Source organism: Serratia sp. CY55921 (genome assembly GCF_052167655.1).
Lineage (GTDB): Bacteria > Pseudomonadota > Gammaproteobacteria > Enterobacterales > Enterobacteriaceae > Serratia > Serratia ureilytica.
On sequence record NZ_JBJNMU010000001.1, the window covers coordinates 1,387,936 to 1,401,870 of the forward strand.

At 62.2% G+C, this 13,935-nt stretch carries 14 protein-coding genes; 9 read left to right on the forward strand and 5 right to left on the reverse strand.

Features of this window, described 5'->3' with window-relative positions:
* Positions 1-45: 45 nt before the first annotated feature.
* Both malX and ACJ8M3_RS06540 read left to right on the forward strand, forming a co-directional pair.
* Positions 46-1,665, forward strand: coding sequence for a maltose/glucose-specific PTS transporter subunit IIBC (gene malX / locus ACJ8M3_RS06535; RefSeq protein ID WP_046686982.1), 1,620 nt, complete (start codon positions 46-48; stop codon positions 1,663-1,665).
* Positions 1,658-2,839, forward strand: a complete 1,182-nt coding sequence (locus ACJ8M3_RS06540) for a MalY/PatB family protein (RefSeq protein WP_046686981.1) — start codon at positions 1,658-1,660, stop codon at positions 2,837-2,839. The genes malX and ACJ8M3_RS06540 overlap by 8 nt, the downstream gene beginning before the upstream one ends.
* A 32-nt stretch (positions 2,840-2,871) precedes the next feature.
* On the opposite strand, the gene ACJ8M3_RS06545 is transcribed toward ACJ8M3_RS06540, so the two are convergent.
* Together ACJ8M3_RS06545 and ACJ8M3_RS06550 are read right to left on the reverse strand one after the other, a co-directional pair.
* Entirely contained in the window at positions 2,872-3,240 is a 369-nt protein-coding gene (locus ACJ8M3_RS06545) for a hypothetical protein (protein ID WP_033640470.1), read from the reverse strand.
* Positions 3,237-3,833 (reverse strand): NUDIX domain-containing protein, encoded by a 597-nt coding sequence (locus ACJ8M3_RS06550; RefSeq protein ID WP_033642958.1) that lies wholly within the window; start codon positions 3,831-3,833, stop codon positions 3,237-3,239. The genes ACJ8M3_RS06545 and ACJ8M3_RS06550 overlap by 4 nt, the downstream gene beginning before the upstream one ends.
* A 96-nt stretch (positions 3,834-3,929) precedes the next feature.
* Here ACJ8M3_RS06550 and ACJ8M3_RS06555 point away from each other — a divergent pair, with 96 nt between their 5' ends.
* From ACJ8M3_RS06555 to ACJ8M3_RS06565, 3 genes are all read left to right on the forward strand, one after another.
* Positions 3,930-4,685 carry a DeoR/GlpR family DNA-binding transcription regulator gene (locus ACJ8M3_RS06555; protein WP_060660765.1) on the forward strand — a complete coding sequence of 252 codons (756 nt, stop codon included), beginning with the start codon at positions 3,930-3,932 and terminating at the stop codon, positions 4,683-4,685.
* A gap of 135 nt (positions 4,686-4,820) precedes the next feature.
* Positions 4,821-5,819 (forward strand): adenosine deaminase, encoded by a 999-nt coding sequence (add, locus tag ACJ8M3_RS06560; RefSeq protein ID WP_089197005.1) that lies wholly within the window; start codon positions 4,821-4,823, stop codon positions 5,817-5,819.
* A gap of 117 nt (positions 5,820-5,936) precedes the next feature.
* Positions 5,937-6,482 carry an AAA family ATPase gene (locus ACJ8M3_RS06565; protein WP_089197004.1) on the forward strand — a complete coding sequence of 182 codons (546 nt, stop codon included), beginning with the start codon at positions 5,937-5,939 and terminating at the stop codon, positions 6,480-6,482.
* Between the two features lie 11 nt (positions 6,483-6,493).
* Here ACJ8M3_RS06565 and ACJ8M3_RS06570 read toward each other — a convergent pair whose 3' ends face one another.
* Positions 6,494-7,498 (reverse strand): bile acid:sodium symporter family protein, encoded by a 1,005-nt coding sequence (locus ACJ8M3_RS06570; protein WP_033640474.1) that lies wholly within the window; start codon positions 7,496-7,498, stop codon positions 6,494-6,496.
* 73 nt (positions 7,499-7,571) lie between these two features.
* The gene (locus ACJ8M3_RS06575; protein ID WP_442514632.1) at positions 7,572-8,612 is read right to left on the reverse strand and encodes an oxidoreductase; all 1,041 of its coding nucleotides are present in this window, start codon (positions 8,610-8,612) and stop codon (positions 7,572-7,574) included.
* A gap of 224 nt (positions 8,613-8,836) precedes the next feature.
* Here ACJ8M3_RS06575 and ACJ8M3_RS06580 point away from each other — a divergent pair, with 224 nt between their 5' ends.
* The 4 genes from ACJ8M3_RS06580 (at position 8,837) to rsxC (ending at position 12,985) form a co-directional block, all read left to right on the forward strand.
* The gene (locus ACJ8M3_RS06580) at positions 8,837-9,277 is read left to right on the forward strand and encodes a DUF2569 domain-containing protein (RefSeq protein WP_004938446.1); all 441 of its coding nucleotides are present in this window, start codon (positions 8,837-8,839) and stop codon (positions 9,275-9,277) included.
* Between the two features lie 135 nt (positions 9,278-9,412).
* Positions 9,413-9,994, forward strand: coding sequence for an electron transport complex subunit RsxA (gene rsxA / locus ACJ8M3_RS06585; protein WP_004938443.1), 582 nt, complete (start codon positions 9,413-9,415; stop codon positions 9,992-9,994).
* Positions 9,994-10,566: an electron transport complex subunit RsxB gene (gene rsxB, locus ACJ8M3_RS06590; protein ID WP_004938428.1), complete on the forward strand. Its 573-nt coding sequence runs from the start codon at positions 9,994-9,996 to the stop codon at positions 10,564-10,566. Before rsxA ends, rsxB begins: the two co-directional genes overlap by 1 nt.
* A complete protein-coding gene (gene rsxC / locus ACJ8M3_RS06595) occupies positions 10,559-12,985 on the forward strand; it encodes an electron transport complex subunit RsxC (RefSeq protein ID WP_089197002.1) in 2,427 nt (808 codons plus the stop codon). The genes rsxB and rsxC overlap by 8 nt, the downstream gene beginning before the upstream one ends.
* A 33-nt stretch (positions 12,986-13,018) precedes the next feature.
* Here rsxC and ACJ8M3_RS06600 read toward each other — a convergent pair whose 3' ends face one another.
* Positions 13,019-13,912: a helix-turn-helix domain-containing protein gene (locus ACJ8M3_RS06600; protein WP_033642950.1), complete on the reverse strand. Its 894-nt coding sequence runs from the start codon at positions 13,910-13,912 to the stop codon at positions 13,019-13,021.
* Positions 13,913-13,935 lie beyond the last annotated feature (23 nt).

Sequence of the window (13,935 nt, forward strand, 5' to 3'; positions counted from 1 at the left end):
CAGAAGTCCCCTTTTTGCTCGTCTTTTCGCCAGGAGAAGTCGGTTATGTCAGCAGCCAATAAACCCAAAATCACCCTCTGGGAGTTCTTCCAGAGCCTGGGCAAAACATTCATGTTGCCCGTCGCCTTGCTCTCTTTCTGCGGCATCATGCTGGGGATCGGCAGCTCGCTGAGCAGCCGCGACGTGATCACCCTGATGCCGTTTATCGGCCATCCGATCTTCCAGCTGATCTTCACCTGGATGAGCAAGATAGGCTCCTTCGCCTTCAGCTTCCTGCCGGTGATGTTCGCCATCGCCATTCCGCTGGGCATGGCGCGCGACAACAAGGGCGTCGCCGCCTTCTCCGGCTTCGTCGGCTTCGCCGTGCTGAATCTGGCCACCAACTTCTACCTGACCGCTGCCGGCGTGCTGCCCACCAGCGATCCGCTGGTGCTGAAGGCCAACAACATCCAAAACATTCTCGGCATTCAGTCGATCGACACCGGCATCCTCGGCGCAGTGATCGTCGGCATCATCGTGTATCTGCTGCATGAACGTTTCCACACCATCCGGCTGCCGGATGCGCTGGCCTTCTTCGGCGGCACCCGTTTCGTGCCGATAGTCACCACCGTGACGCTGGGCCTGTGCGGCCTGCTCATCCCCCTGATCTGGCCATGGTTCGCCGCCGGCATCAACGGCCTGGGGCGCATGATCAATGGCGCCGGCATTTTCGGGCCGATGATCTTCGGCACCGGCGAACGCCTGCTGTTGCCGTTCGGTCTGCATCACATACTGGTGGCGCTGATCCGCTTTACCGAGGCGGGCGGCACGATGGAGGTGTGCGGCCACAGCGTCAGCGGCGCCCTGACCATCTTCCAGGCGCAGCTCTCCTGCCCGACCACCACCGGTTTCGCCGAAAGCGCCACCCGCTTCCTGTCGCAGGGTAAAATGCCGGCGTTCCTCGGCGGCCTGCCGGGCGCGGCGCTGGCGATGTACCACTGCGCCAAACCGGAGAACCGCCATAAAATCAAGGGGCTGTTGATTTCCGGCGTGGTGGCCTGCGTCGTCGGCGGCACCACCGAGCCGATCGAGTTTCTGTTTCTGTTCGTCGCGCCGTTCCTTTATCTGATCCATGCGCTGCTCACCGGGTTGGGCTTTACCGTCATGGCGCTGCTGGGCGTGACCATCGGCAACACCGACGGCAACATTATCGACTTCGTGGTATTCGGCATTCTGCACGGCACCGCCACCAAGTGGTATCTGGTGCCGGTGGTGGCCGCCATCTGGTTCGTCGGCTATTACGCCATTTTCCGCTTCGCCATCCAGCGCTTTAACATCAAAACGCCGGGCCGCGAGAGCGACGGCGCCGTCAGCCAAAGCGCGCCAAGCGGCGCAGTGGGCAAATCCGGCTACAATGTGCCGGCGATTTTGGCGGCGCTCGGCGGCCCGGACAACATCATTACGCTGGACAACTGCATCACCCGCCTGCGCCTGTCGGTCAACGACATGAGCCAGGTGGACGACGCGGCGCTGAAGGCCAACCGCGCCATCGGCGTAGTGCATCTCAACGATCATAATCTGCAGGTAGTGATCGGCCCGCAGGTGCAATCGGTGAAGGATGAATTAGACTCACTGATAGCCACGGCGCACCCTGCCGCGGCGCTGCAGGGAGCCACCCATGTTTGATTTCTCTACCCCGATCGACCGCCACGGCACCTGGTGCACCCAGTGGGATTACATCGCCGATCGCTTCGGCAGCGCCGACCTGCTGCCGTTCACCATCTCCGATATGGATTTCGCCACCGCACCGTGCATTCTCGAGGCGCTGCAACAGCGCCTGCAGCACGGCGTGCTGGGCTACAGCCGTTGGCAGCATGAGGATTTTCTCGGCGCGCTGCGCCACTGGTATCAACAACGTTTCAACACCGCTATCGACACCACAACGGCGGTGTACGGCCCTTCCGTTATCTACATGGCGGCGCAGCTGATCCGCCAATGGTCCGTGCCGGGCGACTACGTGGTGACCCATACCCCGGCCTACGACGCCTTCTATAAGGTGATCCTCGCCAACCAGCGCCAGCTGCTGGCCTGCCCGCTGCACAAGGCCGCAGATGACTGGCGCTGCGACATGGCGCACCTCGAAGCGCTGCTGGCGCGGCCGCAGACCAAGATCCTGCTACTGTGCAGCCCGCATAATCCCACTGGCAAAGTGTGGCGCCGCGAAGAGCTGCAGCAGATGGCCGAACTGTGCGAACGCCACGACGTGCGCGTGATCAGCGATGAAATCCACATGGACATGGTCTGGGGCGCACACCGCCATACGCCCTGGAGCCAGGTGGCGACCGGCCCCTGGGCCTTACTGACCTCCGGCTCCAAGAGTTTTAACATTCCGGCGTTAACCGGCGCCTACGGCTTTATCAGCGACGACGCCAGCCGCGAAGCCTATTTCCAGCAGCTCAAATCCCGTGACGGCCTCTCCTCGCCGGCAGTGCTGGCGGTGGCGGCGCACGTAGCCGCCTATCGGCGCGGTGAACCCTGGCTGGACGCCCTGCGCGACTATCTGCAGGATAACCTGACCTACGTCGCCGAACGGCTGGCGGAGGCGTTTCCCGCGCTGGGCTGGCGCCCGCCGCAGGCCACCTATCTGGCCTGGATCGATCTGCGGCCGCTGGCCGTGGACGATCGGGCGCTGCAGCAGGTGCTTATCGAGCGTGAAAAGGTGGCGATCATGCCGGGCTTTACCTACGGCGAAGAAGGCCGCGGGTTCCTGCGCCTCAACGTCGGCTGCCCGCGCAGCAAGCTGGAAGCCGGCATGGACAAGCTGATCGCCGGGTTGAAGTTTGTGCTGGACGAGAAATAACGCGAGGGGGCGAGCCTCTGCCCGCCCCTCGGTTACGCCTGAACAGACGGAATTTCCTCCAGATGACGATAGACCGTCAATCCCCATTCGTTAGCCAACCGCACGTCGTTATCGGCCCCCGCAGACGCCCCTTCGATGCGATACACCGCCTGACACTGCGCAATCAGTCGGTGAGCCACCGGGTAAAGAAACGCCTCGCTGACCGCATCGCCAACCTGAGTGGAACCGGCCGCGGCCGCCAAAGGCAGCGCCAGCCATTCGCCGATCACCGGCACGTGCCCCCGCTGGTAAACCGCCAGCGCCGCCTGTTCGAGGCGCGCCAGATTGGCGGCGATACGCTGCGGATCGCCATCGGTGCCGCTGCGATAAGGGCCGGCGATCAAGATTTGTTGGGCTTTCATCGTTGTTCCTCCAACGTCCGATTCAAGGCGACAAACTGCAGCAGCATGATGGTTTTGGCGTCAACTATCGTACCCTGACGAACCGCCTGCAGGGCCTGCGCCAGCGGCAGCTCGATCACCTCCAAATCTTCCCCCTCCGCCGCCAGCCCGCCGCCCTCGTTGAGGCGGTCGCCCGCCTGATATTCGCCGACGAAAAAGTGCAGCTTTTCGGTGACCGAGCCAGGGCTCATGTACGCCTCAAACACTTTCTCCACGTTCTGCACGAAATAGCCGGTTTCCTCTTCAACTTCGGCGCGGATGCGCGCCTCCGGCGACGCGTCGTCCAACAGCCCGGCGGCGGCCTCAATCAGCATGCCGTCATGACCGTTGACGAACACCGGAAAGCGGAACTGGCGCGTCAGGATCACCGTTTGCGCCTGCCGGTTGAACAGTAAAATGGTGGCGCCGTCGCCGCGATCGTAAGTCTCACGGCTCTGCCTTTGCCAGACGCCGTCGCGCCGCAGAAAATCAAAGGTGGTTTTTTTCAGCAGGTACCAGTCATCGGACAACACCCGGGTTTCGACAATACGAACCCTGTCTTTGGTGGCTATCATCGGTTTACTCCGCCAGAGGAAGGAAATTGATACTATCGTGCAGTTTCGTGTATGATCAAGATATTTCGTGCATAGCAAATTTGAGAGGAAATGGCCATGTTGACCAGCCAGCGCAAGAAGATCATTTTGGAAAAACTGGCCCAGGAGGGTCAGGTCTTGGCCAAACAGCTCAGCGAGATGTTCGGGCTGTCGGAAGATACGGTCCGGCGCGATCTGCGCGAACTGGACGCCGAGGGGTTGCTGCAACGGGTGCATGGCGGCGCCCTGCCGGTTTCTTCCGCCATCGCCAGCTTCGCCGAACGCAATCAATTGGAATCCGGCGCCAAACGCGCGATCGCCAAAGCGGCGGCGGCGCTGATCGCCCCCGGCCAGGTGGTGATCATCGACGGCGGCACCACCTCCGCAGAGCTGATCAGGCAACTGCCGGCCAACCTCAACGCCACCATCGTCACCCACAGCCCCAGCGTCGCCGTGGGCCTGGTCGATCACCCCACCGTCGAGGTGATCCTGATCGGCGGCCGACTGTATAAGCATTCGATCGTCAGCGTCGGCGCCGCTGCCGTAGAAGCGATGTCGCATATTCGCGCCGATATCTATTTTATGGGCGTGACCGGCGTGCACCCCACTGCGGGGTTGAGCACCGGCGATCTGGAAGAAGCCTACATCAAGCGCGCGCTGGCGGCCCGTGCGGCGGAAACCGTGGTGCTGGCTTCCGCCGCCAAGCTTAATGCCGCCTCGCAGTATGCGATCGGCGATATTACGCTGGCGCACACCATCATCGTTGAGCGGGCTACCGATGACGCGCTGATCGCGCCGTTGCAGCAGGCGGGCGTCAGCGTGTTGAAAGCCTGATTCACGACGAAAATGCGATACACCTCGCATTATTTGTGATGTAAGTCACTTTTTTATGCAACGCGATGGCAAGTTTCATCCATTTGTTTTTATACTGTTCTGCACTTTACCTACGATAATTAGCGAGTGCCCAGCATGATCGATCCCCGCCTACCGCTTACCGATATTCACCGCCATCTCGACGGCAACATCCGCGCGCAGACCATTCTCGACCTCGGCCGCCAGTTCAATCTCGCCCTGCCGGCCAACGATTTGGAGAGCCTGCGCCCGCACGTGCAGATCACCCATGCCGAACCGGATCTGGTCAGCTTCCTGCAGAAACTGGACTGGGGCGTGGCGGTGCTGGGCGATCTGGACGCCTGCCGCCGGGTGGCATACGAAAACGTCGAGGACGCCGCCAACGCCGGCCTGCACTATGCCGAGCTGCGTTTCTCCCCTTACTACATGGCGATGAAGCATCAACTGCCGGTCGCCGGCGTGGTGGAAGCGGTGATCGACGGGATCCGTTCGGGCTGCCGCGATCGTGATATCGACATTCGCCTGATCGGCATCATGAGCCGCACCTTCGGCGAGGCCGCCTGTCTGCAGGAACTGGAAGGATTGCTGGCGCACCGCGACGGCATTACCGCGCTGGATTTGGCGGGCGATGAGCTGGGCTTCCCCGGCAGCCTGTTCCTCAGCCACTTCAACCGCGCCCGCGACGCCGGCCTGCGCATCACCGTGCACGCGGGCGAAGCCGCCGGCCCGGAAAGCATCTGGCAGGCGATCCGCGAGCTGGGCGCCGAACGTATCGGCCACGGGGTGAAAGCGGTCGAAGATCCGGCGCTGATGGACTTCCTGGCGGAACACGGCATCGGTATCGAATCCTGCCTGACCTCCAACATCCAAACCAGCACCGTGCCGTCGCTGGCGCAGCATCCGCTGGCCTCCTTCCTGCGCCACGGCGTGCTGGCGTCGATCAACACCGACGATCCGGCGGTTCAGGGCATCGAGATCGAGCATGAATACCGCGTCGCCGCGCCGCAGGCCGGGCTGACGCCGGAAGAAATCCGCACCGCGCAGGAAAACGGCCTGAAGCTGGCCTTCCTCAGCGAGCAGGAAAAACAGGCGCTGCGCGCCAAAGTTCAGGGCTAAATCCCCCCAGGCGCCAAATGGCGCCTTCTTCTCATCCCTCTCCCCGCCGTCTTCTTCCGACTGCTAGTCTTTATCGCTGTGTTACCCCATGACCCTGCTGCAAGAGAGGAATTTCGCATGTCTGACAAAACACGCCGCATCGTGCTGACCGGCGGCCCCGGCTCGGGCAAAAGCACGCTCATCGACGTTCTTCATCGCCGCGGCTTTCCGCACTCGCAGGAGGCCGGCCGGGCGATTATTCAGGATCAGGTGAGTATCGGCGGCCATGCGCTGCCGTGGGGCGATCGCCAGGCCTTCGCCGAGCGGATGCTCGATTGGGAACTGCGCTCATGGCGCGAAGCAACGGGGGAAACATGCTGGTTCTTCGATCGCGGCCTGCCGGATATCGCCGGTTACCTCACGCTGTGCGGACTGCCGATCCCCGCACATTTGACGGCGGCGATCGGCGCTTTTCGCTATGCCGAAAGGGTGTTCATCGCCCCGCCGTGGCAAGCGATCTACGCGCAGGACAGCGAAAGAAAGCAATCTTTCGCCGAAGCCGAGCTGACCTACCGGGCGATGGTGGCCGTCTATCGCCGCTATGGCTATCAGCTGCAAGAACTGCCGCGCGCCTCACCGGACGAGCGCGCCGACTTTCTGCTCGACGCGCTGGGCCGCCGTTAGCGGTCTGCGGCCTATTTGGCCGCCAGCGCCTCCGCCTCGGCCCGCTGTTTGGCGGTTTTACGCGCATAGCGCTGCGCCAGCACCGCGCACACCATCAGTTGCACCTGGTGGAAAATCATCAGCGGCAGCACCATCGCGCCCACCGCCGCGGCCGGGAACAGCACGTTGGCCATCGGGATGCCGTTCGCCAGGCTCTTTTTCGAGCCGCAGAAGACGATGGTGATTTCATCGGCGGTGTTAAAGCCCAGCCAGCGCGCCGCGTAGGTGTTGATCACCAGCACCACCGTCAGCAGCACCAGCGACATCACCAGGATGGTCAGCAGCGACCAGCCGTCGATGCGATGCCAAATCCCTTCCACCACCGCCGCGCTGAACGCGGTATACACCACCAGCAGGATCGACGAACGGTCGGTCAGATTGATCAATTTGCGATGGCGATCGATCCACTTGCCGATCAATGGCCGCGCCAGGTGGCCGATCACGAACGGCACCATCAATTGCAAAATGATTGAACCGATGGCGTGCAGCACGTCGGTATTACCGCCCTGAGTATGCATCAACGCCCCCACCAGCAGCGGCGACAGGAACACGCCGAGAATGCTCGACGCCGAGGCGCTGCAGATCGCCGCCGCCACGTTGCCGCCCGCCGCCGACGTAAAGGCGATGGCCGACTGCACCGTGGCCGGCAGCGCGCACAGATAGAGGAAGCCGAGATAGACCGTCGGCGTCATGATGCCCGGCACCAACAGGTTCATCGCCAGCCCGAGCAGCGGGAACAGCGCAAAGGTGCTGAGGAACACCAGCAGATGCAGCTTCCAGTGACTCATGCCGGCGATGATCGCCTCGCGCGACAGCTTGGCGCCGTGCATAAAGAACAGCAGCGCGATGGCGGCGGTGGTCAGGTGTTCAAAGAAGGTTTTCCAGATGCCTTCGCAGGGGAACAGCGAGGCGACGATCACCACCAAAATCAGAACCAGCAAAAATTTGTCAATGCGCAAACGCTGCAACCAGGACATGAAACGGATTTCCTTGCACGTAGAGTCGTAAAAAGGCCCGACGTTGCGCCGGGCCACAGAAAAGTGGGCGGGATCAGACCACCGGCAGCGCCTGCTGCAGCCGGGCCGATTCCAGCCCCAGTTCGATCAATGCCATCACCGCGATGGCGTCGGCGGCCGGCACCGGATTTTCGCCTATGCCGGCAATCGCGTCGCGCACCGCCGCGTAATAAGCCGGGTAGTTGCCGGGAATATTGAGCAGCGGCTGTTCCGCCAGCAGGTCGACGCGTGACAGCGTCACCACACCCTCGCGCATGTCATAGCCCCAGTCGGCCTGCGGCAAGCGTTCGCCGGCCTTCAGCCGGTCTTCCTGCGGATCCAGGCCGTATTTGACATAGCTGCCGCGGGTGCCGTGCACCACATAGCGCGGGCTCTCCGCCGCCGCCAGCATGCTGGCGTGCAGCACCACACGGCGATCGCCATAGCTCAACAGCGCGTGGAAATAGTCCACCGCCTGCGCCCCCGGCCGCAGCTCACCCAGATCGACAAACAGCCGCTCGGGTTTGCCGAAGAGTTGCAGCGCCTGATCGAGCAGATGCGGCCCCAAGTCGAACCAGATGCCGCTGCCGACGCCGCCCTGTTCGCGCCAGCGCTGACGCACCTGTGGCCGGTAACGATCAAAGTGCGACTCGAAGTACACCACCTCGCCCAGCGAACCGTCGTTCAGCAGCGCTTTGAGGGTCAGGAAATCGCTGTCCCAGCGACGGTTGTGGAACACCGACAACAGCAAACCGCTCTGCTGCGCCTGTTGCTGCAGCGCTTGAGCTTGTGACAATGTCACGGTAAACGGTTTGTCCACCACCACGTGCTTGCCGGCGGCCAGCGCCTGTTGCGCCAGCGGGAAATGGGTATCGTTGGGGGTAGGAATCACGATCAGATCGAGGGCCGGATCGGCGAACAGCGCCTGCGCATCGCCCACCACCGTCATCGACGGCCAGTCCGCGCGCACTTTGCCGGCATCGCTGCTGGAAACGGCGGCCAGCTCCAGCCCGGGCGTACCGGCGATCAGCGGCGCATGAAAGGTTTTGCCGGCGTAGCCGTAACCGACCAGCCCGACACGAATTTTCTCAGCCATGGGATTACCTCTTGCAGGCTCACGACACACCCTTTCGATTTGACACCATGCGGACGGCTGGAACAAGAAGTAAATGAGATGTTAATTCGAAGCGGGGTCGGAGTAGCCAAACGTGCGGCCCGGCCCCGCGACGCCGAGCTATCCGGTTGATAGGGATGACGAAGCCGGTATTACCCGCTAAGCTATGCCGCCTGTGATCCCCGATTCAATCAGGAAGCCGTTTTATGTCTCAAGCTGAATACTCTCGTATCGGCGGTTGGTTGCTGGCCCCGCTGGCCTATCTGATCGTCACCCTGCTCAGCGCCAGCCTGATGCTGCTCCTGTACGCCATGGCGATCTTCATGCCCGAGTCGCGCGACTATCTGTTGACCAACGCCCAGGCGTTTACCCTGCAATGGTACTTTTCGGTGTTGACCACGCTCTTGATGTGGGGCTTCACCCTGTGGCTGGTGTTTCTGTTTTGCCAGCGGTCGCAGCGCTTCCCTAAACTGTTCTTGTTATGGCTGCTGATCACGGTGATCCTGGCGGTGAAAGCCTTCGCCTTCGCGCCGGTGCCGGATGAAGTGGCGGTGCGCAGCCTCGGCTGGCCGCTGCTGATGGCGGCGCTGCTGGTGCCTTACATCAAGCGTTCGCAGCGGGTCAAAGGGACCTTTACCGAACGTTAAAGGCGATTGCAGCACGTTTTATTGGGTGATTTGTGTAAATTTTCACCAAAAAAGGCAATACCCCTGCGATTCATATGTTGTCGTCCGGCCGCCGATTCCCGATAATAGGCGGCTTTTATTTTTTTAGGCATCGCAATGACCGAATACCTGCTCCTGTTTGTCGGCACCGTACTGGTGAACAACTTCGTTCTGGTGAAGTTTCTTGGCCTGTGCCCGTTCCTCGGCGTTTCCAAGAAGCTGGAAAGCGCCATCGGCATGGGAATGGCCACCACCTTCGTCATGACGCTGGCCTCCGTCAGCGCCTGGGTGATCAACACCTTTATTCTGGTTCCGCTGGACCTGGTGTACCTGCGCACGCTCTCCTTCATTTTGGTGATCGCCGTGGTGGTGCAGTTCACCGAGATGGTGGTGCGCAAGACCAGCCCGGCGCTCTACCGCCTGCTGGGCATCTTCCTGCCGCTGATCACCACCAACTGCGCGGTGCTGGGCGTGGCGTTGCTTAACGTCAACCTCGGTTATAACTTCCTGCAGTCCGCCGTTTACGGTTTCAGCGCCGCCGCCGGTTTCTCGCTGGTGATGGTGCTGTTCGCCGCCATTCGCGAACGTCTGGCGGTGGCCGACGTGCCGGCGCCGTTCCGCGGCTCCTCGATCGCACTGATCACCGCCGGGCTGATGTCGCTGGCCTTTATGGGCTTTACCGGGCTGGTGAAATTCTAATGACTGCGTTGTGGATAGCTATCGCGGCTTTGAGCGCGCTCGGGCTGCTGTTCGGACTGGTGCTGGGCTACGCCGCGCGCCGTTTTGAGGTGGAAGAGGATCCGGTCGCCGAGCAGGTCGACGCGATCTTGCCACAGAGCCAGTGCGGCCAGTGCGGCTACCCCGGCTGTCGCCCCTATGCCGAGGCGGTGGCCAACGGCGAGATGATCAATAAATGCGCGCCGGGCGGCGAACAGGTGATGCTGAAACTGGCGGAGCTGCTCAACGTGGAGCCGCAGCCGCTGGGCAGCGAAGCCGCCGCCGAGCCGGAGCGTAAAGTGGCCTATATCGACGAGGCCAACTGCATCGGCTGCACCAAGTGCATTCAGGCTTGCCCGGTTGACGCCATCGTCGGCGCCACCCGCGCCATGCATACCGTCATTACCGACCTCTGTACCGGCTGCGATCTGTGCGTCGCCCCTTGCCCTACCGACTGTATTGAAATGAGACCGGTCGCCACCACCACCGCCAACTGGAAGTGGGACATGAAGACGATCCCGGTGCAAGTGATCCACGTGGAGCAACATGCTTAATCTGTTCGCCGCCTTTAAAAAAGACCGGATCTGGGATTTCGACGGCGGGATCCATCCACCGGAAATGAAGACTCAGTCGAGCGGCGCGCCGCTGCGTGTCGCCCCTCTGCCCAAGACCTTTATCATTCCGCTGCAGCAGCATCTGGGGCCGGAAGGCGAACTGTGCGTCAACGCCGGCGATCGGGTGTTGAAAGGCCAGCCGCTGACCGTCGGCCGCGGGCGCACCGTGCCGGTGCACGCCCCGACCTCGGGCACCGTTAGCGCCATCACGCCGCACATCACCGCTCACCCTTCCGGGCTGTCGGAGCTGTGCGTGATTATCGAGGCAGACGGCGAAGACCGCTGGTGCGAGCGCGAGCCGGTAGCGGATTACCGCCAATCGCCCGCCGCGGAGCTGATTCAACGTATTCATCAGGCCGGCATCGCCGGTCTGGGCGGCGCCGGTTTCCCGACCGCCAGTAAACTGCAAGGCGGCATGAGCGGCGTGGAAACGCTGATCCTCAACGCCGCCGAGTGCGAGCCTTACATCACCGCCGACGATCGCCTGATGCAGGAACATGCCGATCAGATCGTTGAAGGCACGCAGATCCTGCAACACATTCTGCAGCCCAAGGTCACACTGATCGGGATCGAAGACAACAAGCCGGAGGCGATCGCGGCGCTGAAACAGGCGTTGCGCGGCCAGTCCGGCATTGCCCTGCGCGTCATCCCCACCAAATACCCGTCCGGCGGCGCCAAGCAGCTGACCAAGATTTTGACCGGCAAGGAAGTGCCGCACGGCAAGCACTCCTCCGCTATCGGCGTGCTGATGCAAAACGTCGGCACCGCCTTCGCCATCAAGCGGGCGATCGTCGACGGCGAACCGTTGATTGAGCGCGTGGTGACCCTGACCGGCGAGGCGGTCGAGCGCCCTGGCAACCTGTGGGCACGCATCGGCACGCCGGTGCAGCACCTGCTTGATTTCGTCGGTTTCCGTCCGCAGGCGCAGCAGATGGTGGTGATGGGCGGCCCGCTGATGGGCTTTACCCTGCCCGCGCTGAACGTGCCGATCGTCAAGATCAGCAACTGCATTCTGGCGCCGACGGTGGATGAAATGACGCCGCAGGAACCCGAGCAATCCTGCATCCGCTGCGGCCTGTGCGTGGACGCTTGCCCTGCCGGGCTGTTGCCGCAACAGCTGTACTGGTTCAGCCGCGGGCAGGAGCACGACAAGGCGCGCAACCACAACCTGTTCGACTGCATCGAATGCGGCGCCTGCGCGTTCGTCTGCCCCAGCAACATTCCGCTGGTGCAGTACTACCGGCAGGAAAAGGCCGAAATCAAGGCTATCGATTTGGAAGCGGCGCGCACCGCCGAGGCCAAGGCGCGTTACGAGGCCAAGCTGGCGCGTCTGGAGCGCGAGAAACTGGCGCGCGAAGAGCGGCACAAAAAGGCCGCCGTCAAACTGACCGACGACGATCAGGGGGCGGTACAGGCCGCACTGGCGCGCGTACGCAGCAAGAATGCCGAAGCGGCGGTTACGCCGGTCGACGGCCAGCAGCCAGACAACAAAGAGATGATCGCCGCCCGCGAAGCGCGTAAAGCGCAGGCGCGTGAACGGCGCGCCCAGTTGGCGGCCGAAGCGGAACAAGCCTCGCCGGCAACCTCAGGCGACGACGCGCGTAAGGCCGCCGTGGCCGCGGCGCTGGCCCGCGTGAAGGCGCGCAAAGAGGCACCGGCCGCAGACATCACCGCCCCTGCCGCGACAGAGGACGATCCGCGTAAAGCGGCAGTCGCCGCCGCCCTGGCTCGCGTGAAGGCCAAGAAAACGGCGCAGCAGGCGGACGCTCCTGCCGAGACAGAACCGGCTCCGGCCACCGCCGAAGAAGATCCGCGCAAAGCGGCGGTCGCGGCGGCTATCGCCCGCGCCAAAGCCAAGAAAGCGGCGCAGCAGGCGGACGCTCCGGCCGAGACAGAACCGGCTCCGGCTACCGCCGAAGAAGATCCGCGTAAAGCGGCAGTCGCCGCCGCCCTGGCTCGCGTGAAGGCCAAGAAAGCGGCGCAGCAGGCGGACACTCCCGCTGAGACAGAACCGGCTCCGGCTGCCGCCGAAGAAGATCCGCGTAAAGCGGCAGTCGCCGCCGCCCTGGCTCGCGTGAAGGCCAAGAAAACGGCGCAGCAAGCGGACACTCCGGCCGAGACAGAACCGGCTCCGGCTGACGCCGAAGAAGATCCGCGCAAGGCGGCGGTCGCGGCGGCTATCGCCCGCGCCAAAGCCAAAAAAGCGGCGCAGCAGGCGGACGCTCCGGCCGAGACAGAACCGGCTCCAGCTGCCGCCGAAGAAGATCCGCGCAAGGCGGCGGTTGCGGCGGCTATCGCCCGCGCCAAAGCCAAAAAAGCCGCCAGAGAATCGCTGGCGGCGGAAACGGAAGACAAATGATGACGGCGGCGCCTGGCCTACGCCGGGCGCCGTTTAATCGATAGAGATCAGATAGGTGTAGTCCACTTCAATCTGACGCAGTTTGGACTCCGGGTTCCACTCTTTGGTTTGAATGATCTCCATTTCCATACTGCCGCGCACCTTATCCTTCAGCCCCGGCATCACATGCGACACCAGATAACCGAAAAACTGCAGACACTCCTTCGCCGTGCCCTTATGGTTGATGGAGATAAACTCGCGGCTCGGCAGATGGATGGTGTCTATCTGATGATTGGAAAGAATGTCCTTTTTATGTTCAGGATCGACCGCCATCACCAGCGTGGACGACAGCTCGTCACCTTCCCCGGCCTGCGGGCAATAAATGCTGTAAATTCGCCGGCAGTCGACGTGCAACCCCTTGAAGAAGTCATTGAAAATCTCGTCCTTCATCGCCATGCAGGACGCGTACTCCAGCTCTTGTTCGGAGGCGAAATCCAGCCGGCGCGAGAAGCCGACCAGTTGCATCTCGGGCAGCGTCAGCCGCTTCACTTCCGGATAATATCCCGCGCCGTAGCTGGCTTCGAAGTTAAAGCGCGGCATCAGGTTTTTCACGTCCCAGTGCTCCATCGAGCGGTAGCGATTGGGCGTGGTGCCGAAGCGCTGCTTGAACATGCGAGTAAAGGTCTGCTGCGAGTCGAAGCCCAGCTCATCGGAGATGTCGATGATGGAGCGACGGGTGATGCGCAGCGCCACCGCGGCGCGCGTCAGGATGCGCGAACGGATATAGGTGGCGAGTTGAATGCCGGTAATACGCTTGAATTTACGCTGCAGATGCCACTTGGAATAGCCCGAAATACGCGCAACTTCATCCAGGTTTGGCCGTTTCTCCAGATGTATCTCCACCCACTCAATTAGCTCTTCAATAAAAAAAATGTCTTCATTTGTCATTATTATGGATTCACTGACTCAAT

What these genes read in the sequence shown, in the direction of transcription:
- malX (WP_046686982.1), top strand. Translation starts at nt 46, where the DNA reads ATGTCAGCAGCCAATAAACCCAAAATCACCCTCTGGGAGTTCTTCCAG.
- ACJ8M3_RS06600 (WP_033642950.1), bottom strand. Translation starts at nt 13,912, where the DNA reads ATGACAAATGAAGACATTTTTTTTATTGAAGAGCTAATTGAGTGGGTG.
- rsxC (WP_089197002.1), top strand. Translation starts at nt 10,559, where the DNA reads ATGCTTAATCTGTTCGCCGCCTTTAAAAAAGACCGGATCTGGGATTTC.
- ACJ8M3_RS06540 (WP_046686981.1), top strand. Translation starts at nt 1,658, where the DNA reads ATGTTTGATTTCTCTACCCCGATCGACCGCCACGGCACCTGGTGCACC.
- rsxB (WP_004938428.1), top strand. Translation starts at nt 9,994, where the DNA reads ATGACTGCGTTGTGGATAGCTATCGCGGCTTTGAGCGCGCTCGGGCTG.
- ACJ8M3_RS06550 (WP_033642958.1), bottom strand. Translation starts at nt 3,833, where the DNA reads ATGATAGCCACCAAAGACAGGGTTCGTATTGTCGAAACCCGGGTGTTG.
- ACJ8M3_RS06555 (WP_060660765.1), top strand. Translation starts at nt 3,930, where the DNA reads ATGTTGACCAGCCAGCGCAAGAAGATCATTTTGGAAAAACTGGCCCAG.
- ACJ8M3_RS06575 (WP_442514632.1), bottom strand. Translation starts at nt 8,612, where the DNA reads ATGGCTGAGAAAATTCGTGTCGGGCTGGTCGGTTACGGCTACGCCGGC.
- add (WP_089197005.1), top strand. Translation starts at nt 4,821, where the DNA reads ATGATCGATCCCCGCCTACCGCTTACCGATATTCACCGCCATCTCGAC.
- ACJ8M3_RS06580 (WP_004938446.1), top strand. Translation starts at nt 8,837, where the DNA reads ATGTCTCAAGCTGAATACTCTCGTATCGGCGGTTGGTTGCTGGCCCCG.
- ACJ8M3_RS06570 (WP_033640474.1), bottom strand. Translation starts at nt 7,498, where the DNA reads ATGTCCTGGTTGCAGCGTTTGCGCATTGACAAATTTTTGCTGGTTCTG.
- ACJ8M3_RS06565 (WP_089197004.1), top strand. Translation starts at nt 5,937, where the DNA reads ATGTCTGACAAAACACGCCGCATCGTGCTGACCGGCGGCCCCGGCTCG.
- rsxA (WP_004938443.1), top strand. Translation starts at nt 9,413, where the DNA reads ATGACCGAATACCTGCTCCTGTTTGTCGGCACCGTACTGGTGAACAAC.
- ACJ8M3_RS06545 (WP_033640470.1), bottom strand. Translation starts at nt 3,240, where the DNA reads ATGAAAGCCCAACAAATCTTGATCGCCGGCCCTTATCGCAGCGGCACC.